Genomic DNA, 12,935 nt, shown 5'->3' with positions numbered 1-12,935 from the left:
CGCTTCGTCGGGAGGCGACGAGCGGCGCGGGCGGCACGGCATCCTAGGATCGGGGCCATGCCGCCCGCCGTCCGCCTCGTCCCGTTCAGCGCCGCCCACCTGGAGGCGTTCGCGCCGATGACGGCCGACCCGGACGTCCTGCGCTACACGCGCTTCCCCGATCCGCCCGAGCCGGACTTCCCGCGCGTCTGGCTGGCCCGCTACGACGCGGGCCGCGCCGACGGCACCAAGGAGGCGTTCGCGATCCTCGACGGCGTGGGCGACGACGGCGAGCTGCTCGGCGTCGCGCTGGCCGTCGACGTCGACCGCGCCACGGGCGAGGCCGAGCTGGGCTGCCTCGTCGCGCCGGGCGCCCGCGGGCGCGGCGTGGCCACCGCCGCCGTCCGGCAGCTCACCGCGTGGGCGCTGGAGCAGGGGCTGGCCCGGCTGGTGCTGATGATCGCCGCCGACAACACGGGGTCGCGCACGGTCGCCGAGCGCTGCGGCTACGCGCTGGAGCGCGTCGAGGAGGACGCCGAGCTGCGGCCCGGCCGCCGCGGCACGCTGACGCTCTACGTCTTCAGCAGCGAGTCCAACGGGGCGCCCCAGGACTCCAGGTCGTCCGGCGGCGGCACCTTGTAGCCGAGGTCGACGCCGAAGCCGATGTCGCGCGTCGCCCACTTGGCGAACGTCTCGGCGAAGCGCTCCAGCGGGTTGGCGCAGGCGCCGGTCTGGCCTTCCTCGCAGCCGTAGCCGCGCGGGATCTCCGCGTCCAGCCGGGCGTCCATCGCCGGGGGCACCAGCGCGAAGTCGACCACGTGGCCCAGCTCGTGCAGCACGAGCCGGTCGATCCCGCGTTGCCCGTGGATGCGCATCGCCAGCCCGAGGTTGAGCGTCACGACAAAGCGCGAGCCGGCGGGCTGCGTCACGCCGACCACGCCCGCCTGGGTGCCCGCGACCCGGAGGTCGACGAGCCCGTCGACGGCGGCGATCAGCCGCTGGGCCTCGGGGCGCGCGTCGGCGACCGCCCGCAGGATCGCCTGCCGGTCAGGCTCGGCGATCCCGGGCGGGAAGGTGAACGTCGCGGCGCGCTCGGCGTCGCTGATCCGTCCGACCACGCGGCCCTGCTGCTTGGCCCCCGCGCGCGAGGCCGGGTGCGCGCGCAGCACGAGCGCCGCCACCAGCAGCGCCGCGATGCCGAGCGGCACCATCCAGGTCCGCGAATTGGTCCCCATATGTCCTGTATCGGCCGCGGGCGCGCTAGCTTGGAGGCGTGCCGCTCTCGGTCGACGGCCCTCGGTTCGCCTACGCGCTGCATTCGCTGCCGCCCAGCCGGGCCGGCCTACGCCGCTGGCGTTGGGAGCTGTGGCACGGCGCCCAGATGATCGCCGCCGGCTGGCGGCTGACCCAGGATCACGCCGAGCGCGCCCTCTGCACGGCGGCGTCCCGGCGCGGACACGCGCAGCTCGGCCTGCACCCGCTGCGCCCCGAGCGGACCTGGCAGACCAGCGGCCTGGCCTTCGGCGCCGAGGTCCTGCTGGACTGCGGCGCGTTCGAGTGCGTCCTGGTCCCGCGCCTGCCCGGCGCCGCCGGCTGGCAGCCGGCGATGGCCGTCTGACGCCCGCCGTCCCGGGTACGCTCCGGCACAAGATGCCGTCCCTCGTCCGGCGCGCGGCGCTCCTCGGCCTGACGGCCCTGGTCCTCTACGGCGTCGCCCCCGCGATCGGCGAGGTCCTGGGCGCGTGGCCGAAGGTCGCCAACCTCAAGCCGTGGTGGCTGGCCGGGATGGTGCTCACCGAGGTGCTGTCGAGCTGGTTCTTGTGGGAGCTCCAGGCGCTGTCGATCGGCACGCGCGACATGACCGCGGTCGCGACGTCGCAGCTGGCCGGCGGCGCGCTGGGACGCGTCATCCCCGGCGGCGCGGCCACCGCGGCGGCCACGCAGTACAACATGCTCAACGCGGCCGACGTGCCGCGCGCGGCGATCGCCACCGGCCTGGCCGCCGCGACCGTCCTGCAGATCGCCGCGCTGTGCGTGCTGCCGGTGCTGGCGCTCCCGGCGGTGATCTTCGGGCTGACCGTGCCGTCGACGCTCCTGGAGACGGCGATCCTCGCGCTCGTCGTGTTCTTCGCGATGCTCGGGATCGGGCTCGGGGTCGCGCGCAGCGAGAAGACGCTGCGCGGCGTCGGGCGCTTCGCCGTGCGCGTGTCGCGCCGCCTGCCCGGCGAGCGCACGCTGTCGCCGGAGTTCCCCGGGCGGCTGGTCACCCAGCGCAACGAGGTCTTCGAGCGGCTCGGCGACCGCGTCGTGTGGGCGTGCGCGGCGGCGGTCGGCCGCTGGCTCTTCGACCTGCTCGCGCTCGAGTTCGCGATCCAGGCCGTCGGCGCGAGCCCGCGCTACTCGCTCGTCCTGCTGGCCTACGTCACCGCCCAGCTGCTCGCCCAGATCCCGCTCACGCCCGGCGGGCTGGGCGTCGTCGAGGCCGGGCTGACCGCCACGCTGGCGCTCGCCGGCGTGAGCGGCGGCGACGCGGCGGTGGCCGTGTTGGCCTACCGCTTGGTCAGCTACTGGCTCATGCTCCCGGCCGGGTTGGTGGCCTGGATCGTGCATCGCAGGCGCCTCACGGTCTCCCCGACGACGTGAGGATCACCCGCCCGGGGGACCGCCGCGGGCTCGTGTGACCGAGATCACCGTCAACGCCCTCAAGCGACCTCCTACGGTGTCCGAACTCCCCAACGAACACCATCATGTCGCTGCTCCCCGTCTTCTCCTCCGCCGCCATCGTCATCGGCCTCGCCGCCTCCCTGCCGCAGTTGTACGCCATGCTTCGCGTGCGCTCCGCCGCGGGTCAGTCGGCGCTCGGCTGGATGCTCGGCGCCACCGTCAACACGCTCATGGCCTACGTGAACTTCGTGGGCTACCACGCCACGCCGCTGGCGCTGGGCAACGTCGCCTCGCTGGCGATCTGCCTGGCGGCGGTCGGCCTGGTCGTGCGCTTCGGCGAGGTCGTCGACGAGGTCGTCGACGGCTTCGAGGAGCCCCTCGTCGCCTTCCACGAGCTGCCGACGATGGAGTTCGTCGCCCTGCGCGACCAGCTCGAGGACGAGGCCCGCCGCCGCTCGCTCATCGCGGTCTAGTGTCGTGGTCTAGCGGCCGCCACCGGCTCGGCGTCGCCCAGTGCCGTCTCCGGCACGCCGAAGGCCTCGACCAGCGACTGGGCGTGGGGCCGCAACTCGGCGCAGAGCTGGTTGACGGCCTTGATGACCGCCTTGGAGCGCGTCGAGCTGAGCCGCCCGTGCTCCTGGAACCAGCCGCGGTCGGCCTCGATCGCGCTCAGGGCGTAGAGGTCGCAGACCCGGTCCAGCAGCCACCGCGACCCGGGATCGGCGCAGCGCCCGACGGCGGCCGCGCACTGCTCCAGCACGACGCACTCGACGTAGGCGCGCGCCGCCGCGATCAGGTGGTCCTGGACGTCGATCAGGACCGCGAGCGGGTCGCGGCCGGCGTCGATGCCGCCCTTCAGCCGCCGGGCGACGCCCGCCTTGACGTGGTCGGCCCGCCAGCGCAGCAGCTCCAGCTGGACGTCGCGCGTCCCGAGGTCCTGCTGGTCGTCGCGGCCGGGCAGGAAGTCGTCGGCCAGGCGCGTGAGCACCTCGCGCATCGCGGAGCGCTCGGCGACGACCTCGTAGCCCTGCTTGGCGTAGAACGACGCGGTGCCCAGCGGGTCCAGCTCGCCGAGCTGGTCGCGGAAGTCCGTCAGGAGGTTCTTGGCCGCGAGCTGGAGCAACACGGTGTTGTCGCCCTCGAACGTCGTGAAGACGTCGGTGTCGGCCTTCAGCGCGGCGAAGCGGTGGCCCTTGAGGTAGCCCATGCCGCCGCAGGCCTCGCGGCACTCCTGGATCGTCGCGGTCGCGTGCCAGGTCGCGATCGCCTTCAGCCCGGCGGCCAGCGTCTCCAGCTCGCGGCGCTCCCGCTCCAGGTCCGCGTCGGCGGTGAAGACGCGGTGCAGCCGCGCGACCAGCTCCTCCTGCGCGAAGTGCAGGGCGTAGGTCTTGGCCAGCGGGATCAGCAGGCGGCGCTGATGGGTGCGGTAGTCCATCAACACGACCTCCTCCCCGTCCGGAGGGCCGAACTGGCGGCGCGACTCGCCGTGGCGGATCGCGATCGCCAGCGCGACCTTCGTGGCGCCGATCGACGCGCCGCACACTGACACGCGCCCCTGGATCAGCGTCCCCAACATGGTGGAGAACCGCTTGGTGGAGGACTCGATCGGCGAGGTGTAGGTGCCACCGGCGTCGACCGAGGCGTAGCGGTCGAGCAGATGGTCGCGCGGGACCCGCACCCGGTCGAACCAGATCCGGCCGTTGTCGACGCCGTCGAGGCCGAGCTTGGCGCCGCAGTCCTCGATCCGGACGCCGGGCAGGACGGTGCCGTCCGCGTCGCGCACGGGCACCAGCAGCGCGTGCACGCCGCGCGACTCGCCCCCGACGACGAGCTGCGCGAAGACCGCGGCCATCCGGCCGTCGCGGGCGGCGTTGCCGATGTAGTCCTTGCGCGCGCCGTCGTGCGGGGTGTGCACGACGAACTCGCCGGTGGCGTCGTCGTAGGTCGCGGTCGTCTCCAGGGCCTGGACGTTGGACCCGTGGCCGGCCTCGGTCATCGCGAAGCAGCCCGGCAGCCGCAGCGAGGTGATGTCCTTCAGGTAGGCCTCGTGATGGCGGCGCGTGCCGAGGTGCAGCACCGCGCCGCCGAAGAGGCCGAACTGCACGCCGCACTTGACGAGCAGGCTGAGGTCGCCGAAGGCCAGCGTCTCGAAGCCCGCGACCGCGCCGCCGACCTGGCCGCGGCCGCCGAACTCCTCCGGGAACCCGCGCGCGGTCTCCCCCGCGTCGGCCAGCTCGCGCGCCCACCTCAGCACCTGCTCGCGGTGCTCCTCCAGCGGCAGGTCGGGCCGCGGCGCGTTCTCCGGCAGGCTCAGCCAGGCGCGGCACAGGTTGCGGATCTCGGCGTGCTCGCCGTCCAGCAGCGCACGCAGCTGCGCGACGTCGGCGGGCGGCGCTGCCGGTGGGACGTCCGGGGTGGTCGCGGCCATGGGGCAGGGCCTTCCCTGTCCGCACCGGAACCATGTGCAACGGGGAGCGAATACGTTGCGGGGACGTCATGCCTTCGCGCCGCCGCCGATCCGGACCCGAGATCCTCGCCCAGGACGGCGAGCTGCTGGTCCAGCGCGACGCCGACCGGCCGACCGGGCGGCTGCTGCGCCAGGGCGACATGGACGCCTCCTACGTCGACCTCGCCGACCCGCGCCATCTGGAGTTCGACTACCTGCGGCGGATGCGCGACGTCGTCGAGGCGCTGCGCGCGCGGCGGATCGTCCACGTCGGCGGCGCGGCCTGCGCGCTGGCGCGGTCGCTGCACGCGACCGATCGCGGCAACGTGCGCCGCCAGGACGTCGTCGAGGTCGACGAGGGCGTCGTGGCGATGGCGCGCGAGCACTTCGGGCTGCGGCGCGCGCCCGGGCTGAAGGTCCGGGTCGCCGACGGGCGCGCGTGGGTGGCCGGCCGCGACGACGGCTCGATCGACGCGCTGCTGATCGACGCGTTCGTCGGCGCGCGCGTGCCGCGGCACCTGGCGACGCGCGAGGCGCTGGCCGACTACGCGCGGGCGGTCGCGCCCGGCGGCGCGTTGGCCATCAACGTGGTCGACAGCCCGCCGCTGGACGACGTCCGCGCGATCGCCGCCGGGCTGCGCGAGACGTTCGCGACGGTCGCCGCCGTCGCCGCCGGGCCGGTGCTGCGCGGGCGCCGCCAGGGCAACGTGGTGCTGGTCGCCGGCCACGGGCCGCTGCCGCTGGAGCGCCTGCGGGTGCGCGGCGCGGCCGACGGGCGGTCGCCGGCCCAGCTGGCGGGGCCGCACGACGTGCAACTGCTCTGCCGTGGCGTCCCGCCGTGGCAGGATGGGCCCTGATGCATCTCTCGCTCGTGTCGGTGTTGGAGGAGTCGGCGCTGCGGCGGCCGGACAAGGTCGCGGTCGTCGAGGGCGACCGCCGGGCGACCTACGCGGAGCTGTGGGACGCCGCGCTGCGGCGCGCGGGCGCGCTGCGCGAGGCGGGCGTCCAGCCCGGCGACCGCGTCGCGCTGCTGGGCCTCAACACCATCGACTTCGTCACCGCCTACTACGGCATCCTCGCGCGCGGCGCGGTGGTCGTGCCGGTCGCGCCGATGCTCGTCGCCGACGAGGTGGCGTTCCTCGTCGAGGACTCCGGCGCGAAGGTCGCGCTGGTCGCCGACGACCTCGCGGGGATCGTGGAGGGCGCCGACGTGCGCGCGCTGCCGTTCGGCGCCGCCTTCGCCGACGCGCCCGAGCCCCACCGCGAGGCGCGCGAGCCGCTGGACCCGGCCGTCGTGTTCTACACCTCCGGGACGACCGGCCGGCCCAAGGGCGCGGTGCTGACGCAGCTCAACCTGGTGCTGAACGCGTTCACCAACGCCTTCACGGCCAACCGGCTGACGCCCGACGACGTCATGTTCGGCTGCCTGCCGCTGTTTCACACCTTCGGCCAGACGGTCGCGCTGAACGGGACGTTCCTGGTCGGCGGCACGCTGATCCTCCAGCCGCGCTTCGAGCCCGCGGAGGCGCTGCGCCTGATGGTCGAGCACGGCGTCACCGCGTTCCTGGGCGTGCCGACCATGTACATGGCGTTGCTGGCGGCGGCCAAGGAGAACGACGGCGGGCCGCTGCCGAGGCTGCGCCTGTGCGTGTCCGGCGGGGCGCCGCTGCCGGTGCGCGTCCTGGAGGAGTTCGACGATCACTTCTCGGTGACCGTCCAGGAGGGCTACGGGCTGTCCGAGACCTCCCCCACCGCGACCGTCAACCAGCTCGAGTACGGCGTCGAGCCCGGCTCGATCGGCCATCCGATCTGGGGCGTGGAGGTCGAGATCGCCGACCCCGAGGTCGACGACGCCATCGTCCTGAAGCCCGTCGGCGAGGTCGGCGAGATCGTCATCCGCGGCCACAACGTCTTCGCCGGCTACCACGGCCGCGAGGACGCGACGGCCGCCGCGATCGTCGACGGCTGGTTCCGGTCCGGCGACCTCGGCACCAAGGACGAGCGCGGCTTCATCCGGATCGTCGACCGCAAGAAGGACCTCATCCTGCGCGGCGGCTACAACGTCTACCCGCGCGAGGTCGAGGAGGTCCTGGTCCGCCACCCGGCCGTCGACCAGGCCGCGGTCGTCGGCGTGCCGCACGAGACCCACGGCGAGGAGGTGCTCGCGGTCGTGGTCCTGCGCGAGGGCGCAGGCGCCGTCACCGAGGACGAGATCCTGGCGTGGGCGGGCGAGCGCGTCGCCCGCCACAAGCGCCCGCGGATCGTGCGGATCGTCGACGAGCTGCCGCTGGGGCCGTCGCGCAAGGTGCTCAAGCGGGAGCTGCGCGACCGCTTCTCGGGCGCTGCCTGACGCCCGTGCGCCCGCCACGGTGCAGGACGGTCTGAAGCTCCTCCAGCGCCGTGTGGAGGTGGTCGATGAACGGCCACGCGTCGGGGATCTGGCCCTGGTCGGTGACGATCCCGAAGTCGAGGTGGTCGCGGTAGGACATCACGGTCATGTTCAGGCCGACGCCGTCGACCACGACGCTGACCGGGAACAGCTTCTCCAGCCGCGCGCCCGCGCAGAACAGCGACTCGCGCGGGCCGGGGACGTTGGAGATCACGAGGTTCAGCGGCGGGCGCGTGCGGCCGAGCAGGTCGATCGTCGTGCGCGCGGCCAGCGCGGCGACCGCCGGCGGGATGAACGCCGTGGCGTCGGTCAGCAGCGACGCGGGCAGCGCGGCGTGGTTGGCCTTGGCGCCGCGCAGCAGCTCGTGCGCGCGGACGAGGCGGTCGCGCGGGTGGGCGACGTCGGTCGGGATCGGGACGATCAGCGCCGAGATGCGGTTGCCGAACGTCCCGGCCTCGTGCGGCGCGCGGACGCTGACCGGGACCATCGCGACCAGCGGCGTGCGCGGCAGCTCGTCGCGGTCGATGAGCCACCGGCGCACGGCCGACGCGCAGAGCGTGACGACGACGTCGTTGACCGTGATGCCCAGCTCGTTCTTGATGGCCTTGACGGCGTCGAGGCTGAGCGAGCCGAAGGCGAAGCGGCGGTGCGGCGAGATCCGGCCGTTGAACGAGGTCTTGGGCGCGCGGGCGGACGTGATCTCCAGGATCTCGGGCGAGGTCGGCGCCCCCGCCAGGCCGCGCAGCCGCGACAGGCCCTTGCTCAGCGCGGGCACGACCGGGAACGCGTTGGCGCCCGGGACCTCGGTCAGCGCGGGCAGCGTGCTCGGCAGCGTCCGGAGCGCGCGCAGCGGCTGGCGCGGGACGCCCGCGGCGCCGCGGGCGAGCATCTCCAGATCCGACGGGACGCGCTCGCCGTGGCGGCCGGCGTGCTCGTCGGGCGGGATCTCCTTGCCCTCGGGCGAGGGGTCGAGCAGGACGGTCAGGATCTCGTTGCCGCTGACGCCGTCGACGACCGCGTGGTGGACCTTGGTCAGCAGCGCGACCCGCCCGTCCGGCAGGCCGTGGATGAGGTACAGCTCCCACAGCGGGCGAGTGCGGTCCAGCGGCCGGGCGAAGATCCGCGAGACGGTCTCGGCGAGCTTGCGGTCGTCGCCGGGCGGCGGGATCGCCGACTCGCGGATGTGGAAGTCCAGGTCGAAGTCGGGGTCCTCGACCCAGTAGGGCAGGTCGAGGCCGAACGGCACGTTGACGAGCTTCCAGCGAAACGGCGGCAGCAGGTGCAGGCGCTCGCCCACCATCCGGCAGAGGTCCTTCACGGTCAGCGTCCCGCCGGGCGCCGTGCTGGGGTCATAGACGCACAGCGACCCGACGTGGCCGTAGGTGCGGCTGGACTCCACGGCGAGGAACTGGGCGTCCAGGCTCGTCAGCTGCTTCATGTTCCCCAGCGTTCCCAACTCGCGCGGGGCCTAGCCTTCCTGTCGTGACGTCTTCTCCCACCCTCTGGACGATCGGCTACGAGAAGCTCCTGCCCGGCGCGCTGGTCGCCGAGCTGGAGCACGCCGGCGTGCGGCGGCTGATCGACGTCCGCTACCGGCCGCAGTCGCGCCGCGCGGGCATGTCGAAGACACGTCTGGGCGAGCTGCTGGGCGAGCACGGCATCGCCTACGAGCACCGCCGCGCGCTCGGCACGCCGCCGGACATCCGCTGGTACTACAAGAACCGGCGCTCGGCCGAGGGCGCCGCGCTCTTCGGGGAGCACATCGAGCACGAGGAGGGCTCCGCCGCCCTCGACGCGCTGGCGCGGGAGCTGCGCTCCGGCGCGCCGCCGACCGCGCTGATGTGCCTGGAGGCCGACCCGGCGATCTGCCATCGGCGCACGGTCGCCGAGCACCTGCGCGCGCGGGTGCCGGGGCTGCGGGTCGTCGACCTCTGAGCCGTCAGGCGGCGAGGCGGTCGGCCCCGGTCCCCGCGCGGCGCTCGCGCTTGGACGCGTACATGCGCGCGTCGGCCAGGCGCAGCGCGGCCTCGGGGTCGGTGGTCTCGTCGGGGAGCGATACGGCGCCGACCGAGGGGCCGATCGCCTCCTCGCTCAGCGCGGCGCGGGCGCGCTCGCGCAGCTCCGGCACGGCGGCCGCGGACGTGCGCAGCAGCACGCAGAACTCGTCGCCGCCGAGGCGATAGGCGACGCCGGCGTCGCCGACCGCGGCCGCCAGCCGGGTCCCGAGGCGCGCCAGCAGCGCGTCGCCGGCGGCGTGGCCGGCGCGGTCGTTGTAGGCCTTGAAGCCGTCGAGGTCGAAGAAGAGCAGCGTCGCGGGAACGCCCTCGGCCGCCTCCGCGGCGGCGACGTCGAGGTCGTCGACCATCCGGCGGCGGTTGGCCAGGCCGGTGAGGGCGTCGGTGAGCGCGTCGTGGCGGCTGGCGCGCAGCAGGCGGTGGTGCTCGGCGAGCGTCAGCCCGGACCGCACGGCGGCGACCAGCAGCGCGGCGGCGGCGAGCGCCGCGGCGAGGTCCGGGGCCTCGGCCAGCGCGGCCCACAGCAGGATCCCGAGGTCGATCAGCGCCAGGACGCCGGGCATCACGATCAACATCGTCGTGTCGGTCACCCGCGCGCGGCGCGCGGGCGCCAGCCACGCGCCGGCCGCGGCGGCGATCAAGGCGATGGGGTTGCCGACCAGCTCCCACGTCGGGACGTAGCCGCCGGTCGCGTGCGCGAAGGTGAACCAGACGTCGGTCCCGACGTGGCCGAGCGCCCAGACCAGCAGCAGGATCCAGTCCCGCGTCAGCCGCCAGCCGCCGGTCGCCAGGACGACGCCCAGCACGCCGAGCATGAGGAGGTCCATCGCGATGTAGGCGACGCCGGTCGCCGAGCCGCTGTCGCCGGACAGCGCCGAGCCGAAGAAGACCAGCGTCACGACCGCCGCGAGCGTGATCCCGCCCATCACGCCGTCCAGCACCAGCGGCGCGCGCAGCGGGGCCAGACGGTCGCGGATCAGCCGCAGGACGCCGGCCAGGCCGCAGGCGAAGGCGAAGAAGAAGACGATGTCGCTCGGGTTGGGCGACGGCGGGTCGGCGACGCCCTCGTAGACGAAGTGCCAGTAGGCGTCGCCGACGGCGAGGCCCACCGACGACAGGCCGATGAGCACCCACGCCAGCCGCTCGCGCGGCCGGCGGACGGCGCCGACGAGGCACAGCGCGGCGGGCGCGGCTTCGGCGAACAGGTAGACCAAGCCGGGGCCGTGTCCGCCGAGCGACCGGCCGACGTACGTCACGGCTGACAGCGCGCACAGCCCCAGCAGCACGATGGCGACACGGGGCACGTCCCTGCGGTCGGCCGCGGACGGCGCTCCTTGAGGCGCGATGGCCGCGCGTCTAGCCCGGTCGGAGGCCCGCCGCCAGCGCGCCGATCAGGCGGCCGAACGACTCGTCGACGTCCTGCTGGAGCCCGAAGCCGCCGGACGTCTCCAGCGAGGCGAAGCCGTGGACCGCGGAGCGGATGCCGCGGACGGCGTGGATCGTGTCGTCGTCGGTCAGCTCCCAGGCGCGGAGGACCGACACGAACGTGGCGACGACGGCGGCCGCGGCCTCCTGGCGCTCGGCGTCGTCGGCGGCGGGCGCGGAGACCGCGCCGGCGGCGTAGCGGCCGGGGTGCTTCTTGACGTACTCGCGGTAGGCCTGCGTGGCGGCCAGCAGCGCGTCGTCGCCGGACCGGCCGACGGCCGCGTCGCGCAGGCTCGCGCCCAGCTCCGCGAGGCCGAGCAGCGCGATGCCGCGGATCAGGCCGTCGCGGCCCTCGACGTGGTTGTACAAGGACGGTGACTTGACGCCCAGGGCCGCGGCGACGCGGCTGAGCGTCACCGCGTCCAGGCCCTCGCTGTCGGCCAGGTCGGCGGCCGCCCCGACGACCATCGCCTGGCCGAGGCCCGCGCGCGGCACCGCCTCAGCTCGCCTTCGCGATCGCCGCGTCCATCGCCGCGACGGGGTCGTCGACGATCTTGCCGTGGCCGGGCGCCAGCCGGGAGGGCTCCAGCGCGCGCAGCGCCTTGGCGGACTCCAGCTCGGTCGCGCGGCTCCAGGTCGCCACCCCCACCAGCGGGAAGCGCGGGTTGACCTTGGCCGACGTCGCGACGCCGCCGAGCGTCGAGTAGGCGTCGCCGCACAGCAGCGTGCGGTCGCGGGTGTCGAGGAACGCGACGTGGCCGGGCGTGTGGCCGGGCGCGGCGATCACCTCGAGCGAGCCGATCCGCTCGCCGGGCTCGAACGTCGCGGTCGGGGCGGTCTTGATGCCCGGGTAGCCGCCGCGGAGCTTGTCCTGAGGCTCGCCGGGGCGCAGCGACATGTCGGACTTGGTCAGCAGCGGCGCGTCGCGCTCGGAGATGAGCACCGCGACGCCGGGCAGCGAGGCGACCAGCTCGTCGACGCCGCCGACGTGGTCGCCGTGCGCGTGGGTCAGCGCGATGCGGACGATCGGCTGCCCGAGCTCGTGGGCGGCCTTCATGATGGCCTTGCCGCCGCCCTTGATGGTGGTGTCGACGACCGTGATGCCGTCGTCCTCGACGACGAGGTAGGCGTTGACGAGGCCGAGCCGGCAGACGCGATGGATCTGAGAGGTCATAGCCCTCAGACTAAGCATCTTAGTTTCGCGTGTCAAGCGCGCCCGACGGTCAGGCGTCAGGCGGTCCGTCGAGCAGGAACGACGCGCGCACCTCGCCCTCGTCGTCCAGGATCCAGCGGCGCGGGCCGTCGGCGACGATCGCGTGCTCGCCGGGCTGGGCCGGGGTCTTGTGCTCGATCTCGACGTCGAGCGCCTCGGGCTCCTCCCCCGTGGCGGCCGCCTCGGTCAGCAGCTCGGCCTCCAGCGGCGACCAGTAGGCGGCGTTGTTGACGTGGTCGGCGACGTCCAGCTCGGTCGGCCGGAAGACCCACGGCAGCCACGGCGCGTCGGCGGGCGGCGCCGGATGGCGCAGGCGGGCCTTGACCTCGCGGCCCGCGGCCGACGGCCCGTAGACCTCCAGCTCGCGCTCGGTGATCGGCATCGGGCGCGCGGTCCGCGGGTCGAGGTGGACCCACAGCGCGACGGCGTCGACCGACGCGCCGCCGGGCGTCGTGACGCTCGTGCGCCGCTGCGCCCACATCCGCCCCGTGGCGCTGGACCACGTGCGCACCGTCGCCCGCTCGCCGAAGCGCGGGAAGCGGTCCACCCGGATCCGCGCGCGCCGCACGACCCACAGCGCCACGTCCCCCACGCCGGCGTCGACGACGTCGTTGAGCGCCGCGTCCTGCAGCCAGCGCGCGAGCGCGTCCAGGCGCACCCGTCCGCCGGGCGCCGCGTCGGCCAGGCCCGCGATCACGTCCTGCTCGAAGGCCCGGCCGCGGCCGGGGTGCGGGACGATCTCGTCGAACTCGGCGCTCACACGGCGTCAACTTAGCGGCTGGCCTGTGCCGGCCCGCGGGCCCG

General features: G+C 74.6%; 14 protein-coding genes. 7 read left to right on the top strand and 7 right to left on the bottom strand.

The window, feature by feature from the left end:
- Positions 1 to 57 precede the first annotated feature (57 nt).
- Positions 58 to 621, top strand: a complete 564-nt coding sequence (locus tag VFG42_RS06455) for a GNAT family N-acetyltransferase (protein ID WP_324906464.1) — start codon at positions 58 to 60, stop codon at positions 619 to 621.
- Here the strand turns inward: VFG42_RS06455 and VFG42_RS06450 are convergent.
- A complete protein-coding gene (locus VFG42_RS06450) occupies positions 552 to 1,190 on the bottom strand; it encodes a hypothetical protein (RefSeq protein WP_324906462.1) in 639 nt (212 codons plus the stop codon). The genes VFG42_RS06455 and VFG42_RS06450 overlap by 70 nt on opposite strands.
- 62 nt (positions 1,191 to 1,252) lie before the next feature.
- Between VFG42_RS06450 and VFG42_RS06445 the strand changes: the two genes are divergently transcribed.
- The 3 genes from VFG42_RS06445 to VFG42_RS06435 all read left to right on the top strand — a co-directional run bounded on the left by VFG42_RS06445 (position 1,253) and on the right by VFG42_RS06435 (position 3,116).
- Positions 1,253 to 1,597, top strand: a complete 345-nt coding sequence (locus tag VFG42_RS06445) for a hypothetical protein (protein WP_324906461.1) — start codon at positions 1,253 to 1,255, stop codon at positions 1,595 to 1,597.
- Positions 1,598 to 1,629: 32 nt separating this feature from the next.
- On the top strand, positions 1,630 to 2,622 hold the full coding sequence (locus VFG42_RS06440) for a YbhN family protein (protein WP_324906459.1): 993 nt from the start codon (positions 1,630 to 1,632) through the stop codon (positions 2,620 to 2,622).
- A gap of 104 nt (positions 2,623 to 2,726) precedes the next feature.
- Complete coding sequence (locus tag VFG42_RS06435) at positions 2,727 to 3,116, top strand: hypothetical protein (protein WP_324906457.1); 390 nt, start codon at positions 2,727 to 2,729, stop codon at positions 3,114 to 3,116.
- Here VFG42_RS06435 and VFG42_RS06430 read toward each other — a convergent pair.
- Positions 3,113 to 5,071, bottom strand: a complete 1,959-nt coding sequence (locus tag VFG42_RS06430) for an acyl-CoA dehydrogenase (protein ID WP_324906455.1) — start codon at positions 5,069 to 5,071, stop codon at positions 3,113 to 3,115. The two genes, VFG42_RS06435 and VFG42_RS06430, sit on opposite strands and share 4 nt — an antisense overlap.
- 68 nt (positions 5,072 to 5,139) lie before the next feature.
- Here VFG42_RS06430 and VFG42_RS06425 point away from each other — a divergent pair, with 68 nt between their 5' ends.
- Both VFG42_RS06425 and VFG42_RS06420 read left to right on the top strand, forming a co-directional pair.
- On the top strand, positions 5,140 to 5,946 hold the full coding sequence (locus VFG42_RS06425; RefSeq protein WP_324906453.1) for a fused MFS/spermidine synthase: 807 nt from the start codon (positions 5,140 to 5,142) through the stop codon (positions 5,944 to 5,946).
- Positions 5,946 to 7,439 carry a long-chain fatty acid--CoA ligase gene (locus VFG42_RS06420; protein ID WP_324906451.1) on the top strand — a complete coding sequence of 498 codons (1,494 nt, stop codon included), beginning with the start codon at positions 5,946 to 5,948 and terminating at the stop codon, positions 7,437 to 7,439. Before VFG42_RS06425 ends, VFG42_RS06420 begins: the two co-directional genes overlap by 1 nt.
- On the opposite strand, the gene VFG42_RS06415 is transcribed toward VFG42_RS06420, so the two are convergent.
- The gene (locus tag VFG42_RS06415; RefSeq protein ID WP_324906449.1) at positions 7,399 to 8,916 is read right to left on the bottom strand and encodes a wax ester/triacylglycerol synthase family O-acyltransferase; all 1,518 of its coding nucleotides are present in this window, start codon (positions 8,914 to 8,916) and stop codon (positions 7,399 to 7,401) included. The genes VFG42_RS06420 and VFG42_RS06415 overlap by 41 nt on opposite strands.
- A 44-nt stretch (positions 8,917 to 8,960) precedes the next feature.
- Here VFG42_RS06415 and VFG42_RS06410 point away from each other — a divergent pair, with 44 nt between their 5' ends.
- On the top strand, positions 8,961 to 9,413 hold the full coding sequence (locus VFG42_RS06410; protein ID WP_324906447.1) for a DUF488 domain-containing protein: 453 nt from the start codon (positions 8,961 to 8,963) through the stop codon (positions 9,411 to 9,413).
- Between the two features lie 4 nt (positions 9,414 to 9,417).
- Here VFG42_RS06410 and VFG42_RS06405 read toward each other — a convergent pair whose 3' ends face one another.
- Genes VFG42_RS06405 through VFG42_RS06390 form a run of 4 tightly spaced genes read right to left on the bottom strand, consistent with a single transcriptional unit; the run spans position 9,418 to position 12,891 of the window.
- On the bottom strand, positions 9,418 to 10,797 hold the full coding sequence (locus VFG42_RS06405; protein ID WP_324906445.1) for a GGDEF domain-containing protein: 1,380 nt from the start codon (positions 10,795 to 10,797) through the stop codon (positions 9,418 to 9,420).
- Positions 10,798 to 10,849: 52 nt separating this feature from the next.
- On the bottom strand, positions 10,850 to 11,413 hold the full coding sequence (locus tag VFG42_RS06400) for a TetR/AcrR family transcriptional regulator (RefSeq protein WP_324906443.1): 564 nt from the start codon (positions 11,411 to 11,413) through the stop codon (positions 10,850 to 10,852).
- Between the two features lie 4 nt (positions 11,414 to 11,417).
- The gene (locus VFG42_RS06395) at positions 11,418 to 12,092 is read right to left on the bottom strand and encodes an MBL fold metallo-hydrolase (protein ID WP_324906440.1); all 675 of its coding nucleotides are present in this window, start codon (positions 12,090 to 12,092) and stop codon (positions 11,418 to 11,420) included.
- 49 nt (positions 12,093 to 12,141) lie between these two features.
- Complete coding sequence (locus VFG42_RS06390; RefSeq protein ID WP_324906438.1) at positions 12,142 to 12,891, bottom strand: acyl-[acyl-carrier-protein] thioesterase; 750 nt, start codon at positions 12,889 to 12,891, stop codon at positions 12,142 to 12,144.
- Positions 12,892 to 12,935 lie beyond the last annotated feature (44 nt).

Source organism: Baekduia sp., assembly GCF_035685985.1.
In the GTDB taxonomy this organism is placed as follows: domain Bacteria; phylum Actinomycetota; class Thermoleophilia; order Solirubrobacterales; family Solirubrobacteraceae; genus Baekduia.
Note: the sequence above shows the minus strand (reverse complement) of the source record. Positions and strands in the feature narration are given on the sequence as shown.

Coding starts and splice junctions, on each gene's coding strand:
- VFG42_RS06455 (WP_324906464.1), top strand. CDS start 58: ATGCCGCCCGCCGTCCGCCTCGTCCCGTTCAGCGCCGCCCACCTGGAG.
- VFG42_RS06450 (WP_324906462.1), bottom strand. CDS start 1,190: ATGGTGCCGCTCGGCATCGCGGCGCTGCTGGTGGCGGCGCTCGTGCTG.
- VFG42_RS06440 (WP_324906459.1), top strand. CDS start 1,630: ATGCCGTCCCTCGTCCGGCGCGCGGCGCTCCTCGGCCTGACGGCCCTG.
- VFG42_RS06435 (WP_324906457.1), top strand. CDS start 2,727: ATGTCGCTGCTCCCCGTCTTCTCCTCCGCCGCCATCGTCATCGGCCTC.
- VFG42_RS06430 (WP_324906455.1), bottom strand. CDS start 5,071: ATGGCCGCGACCACCCCGGACGTCCCACCGGCAGCGCCGCCCGCCGAC.
- VFG42_RS06425 (WP_324906453.1), top strand. CDS start 5,140: ATGCCTTCGCGCCGCCGCCGATCCGGACCCGAGATCCTCGCCCAGGAC.
- VFG42_RS06420 (WP_324906451.1), top strand. CDS start 5,946: ATGCATCTCTCGCTCGTGTCGGTGTTGGAGGAGTCGGCGCTGCGGCGG.
- VFG42_RS06415 (WP_324906449.1), bottom strand. CDS start 8,916: ATGAAGCAGCTGACGAGCCTGGACGCCCAGTTCCTCGCCGTGGAGTCC.
- VFG42_RS06395 (WP_324906440.1), bottom strand. CDS start 12,092: ATGACCTCTCAGATCCATCGCGTCTGCCGGCTCGGCCTCGTCAACGCC.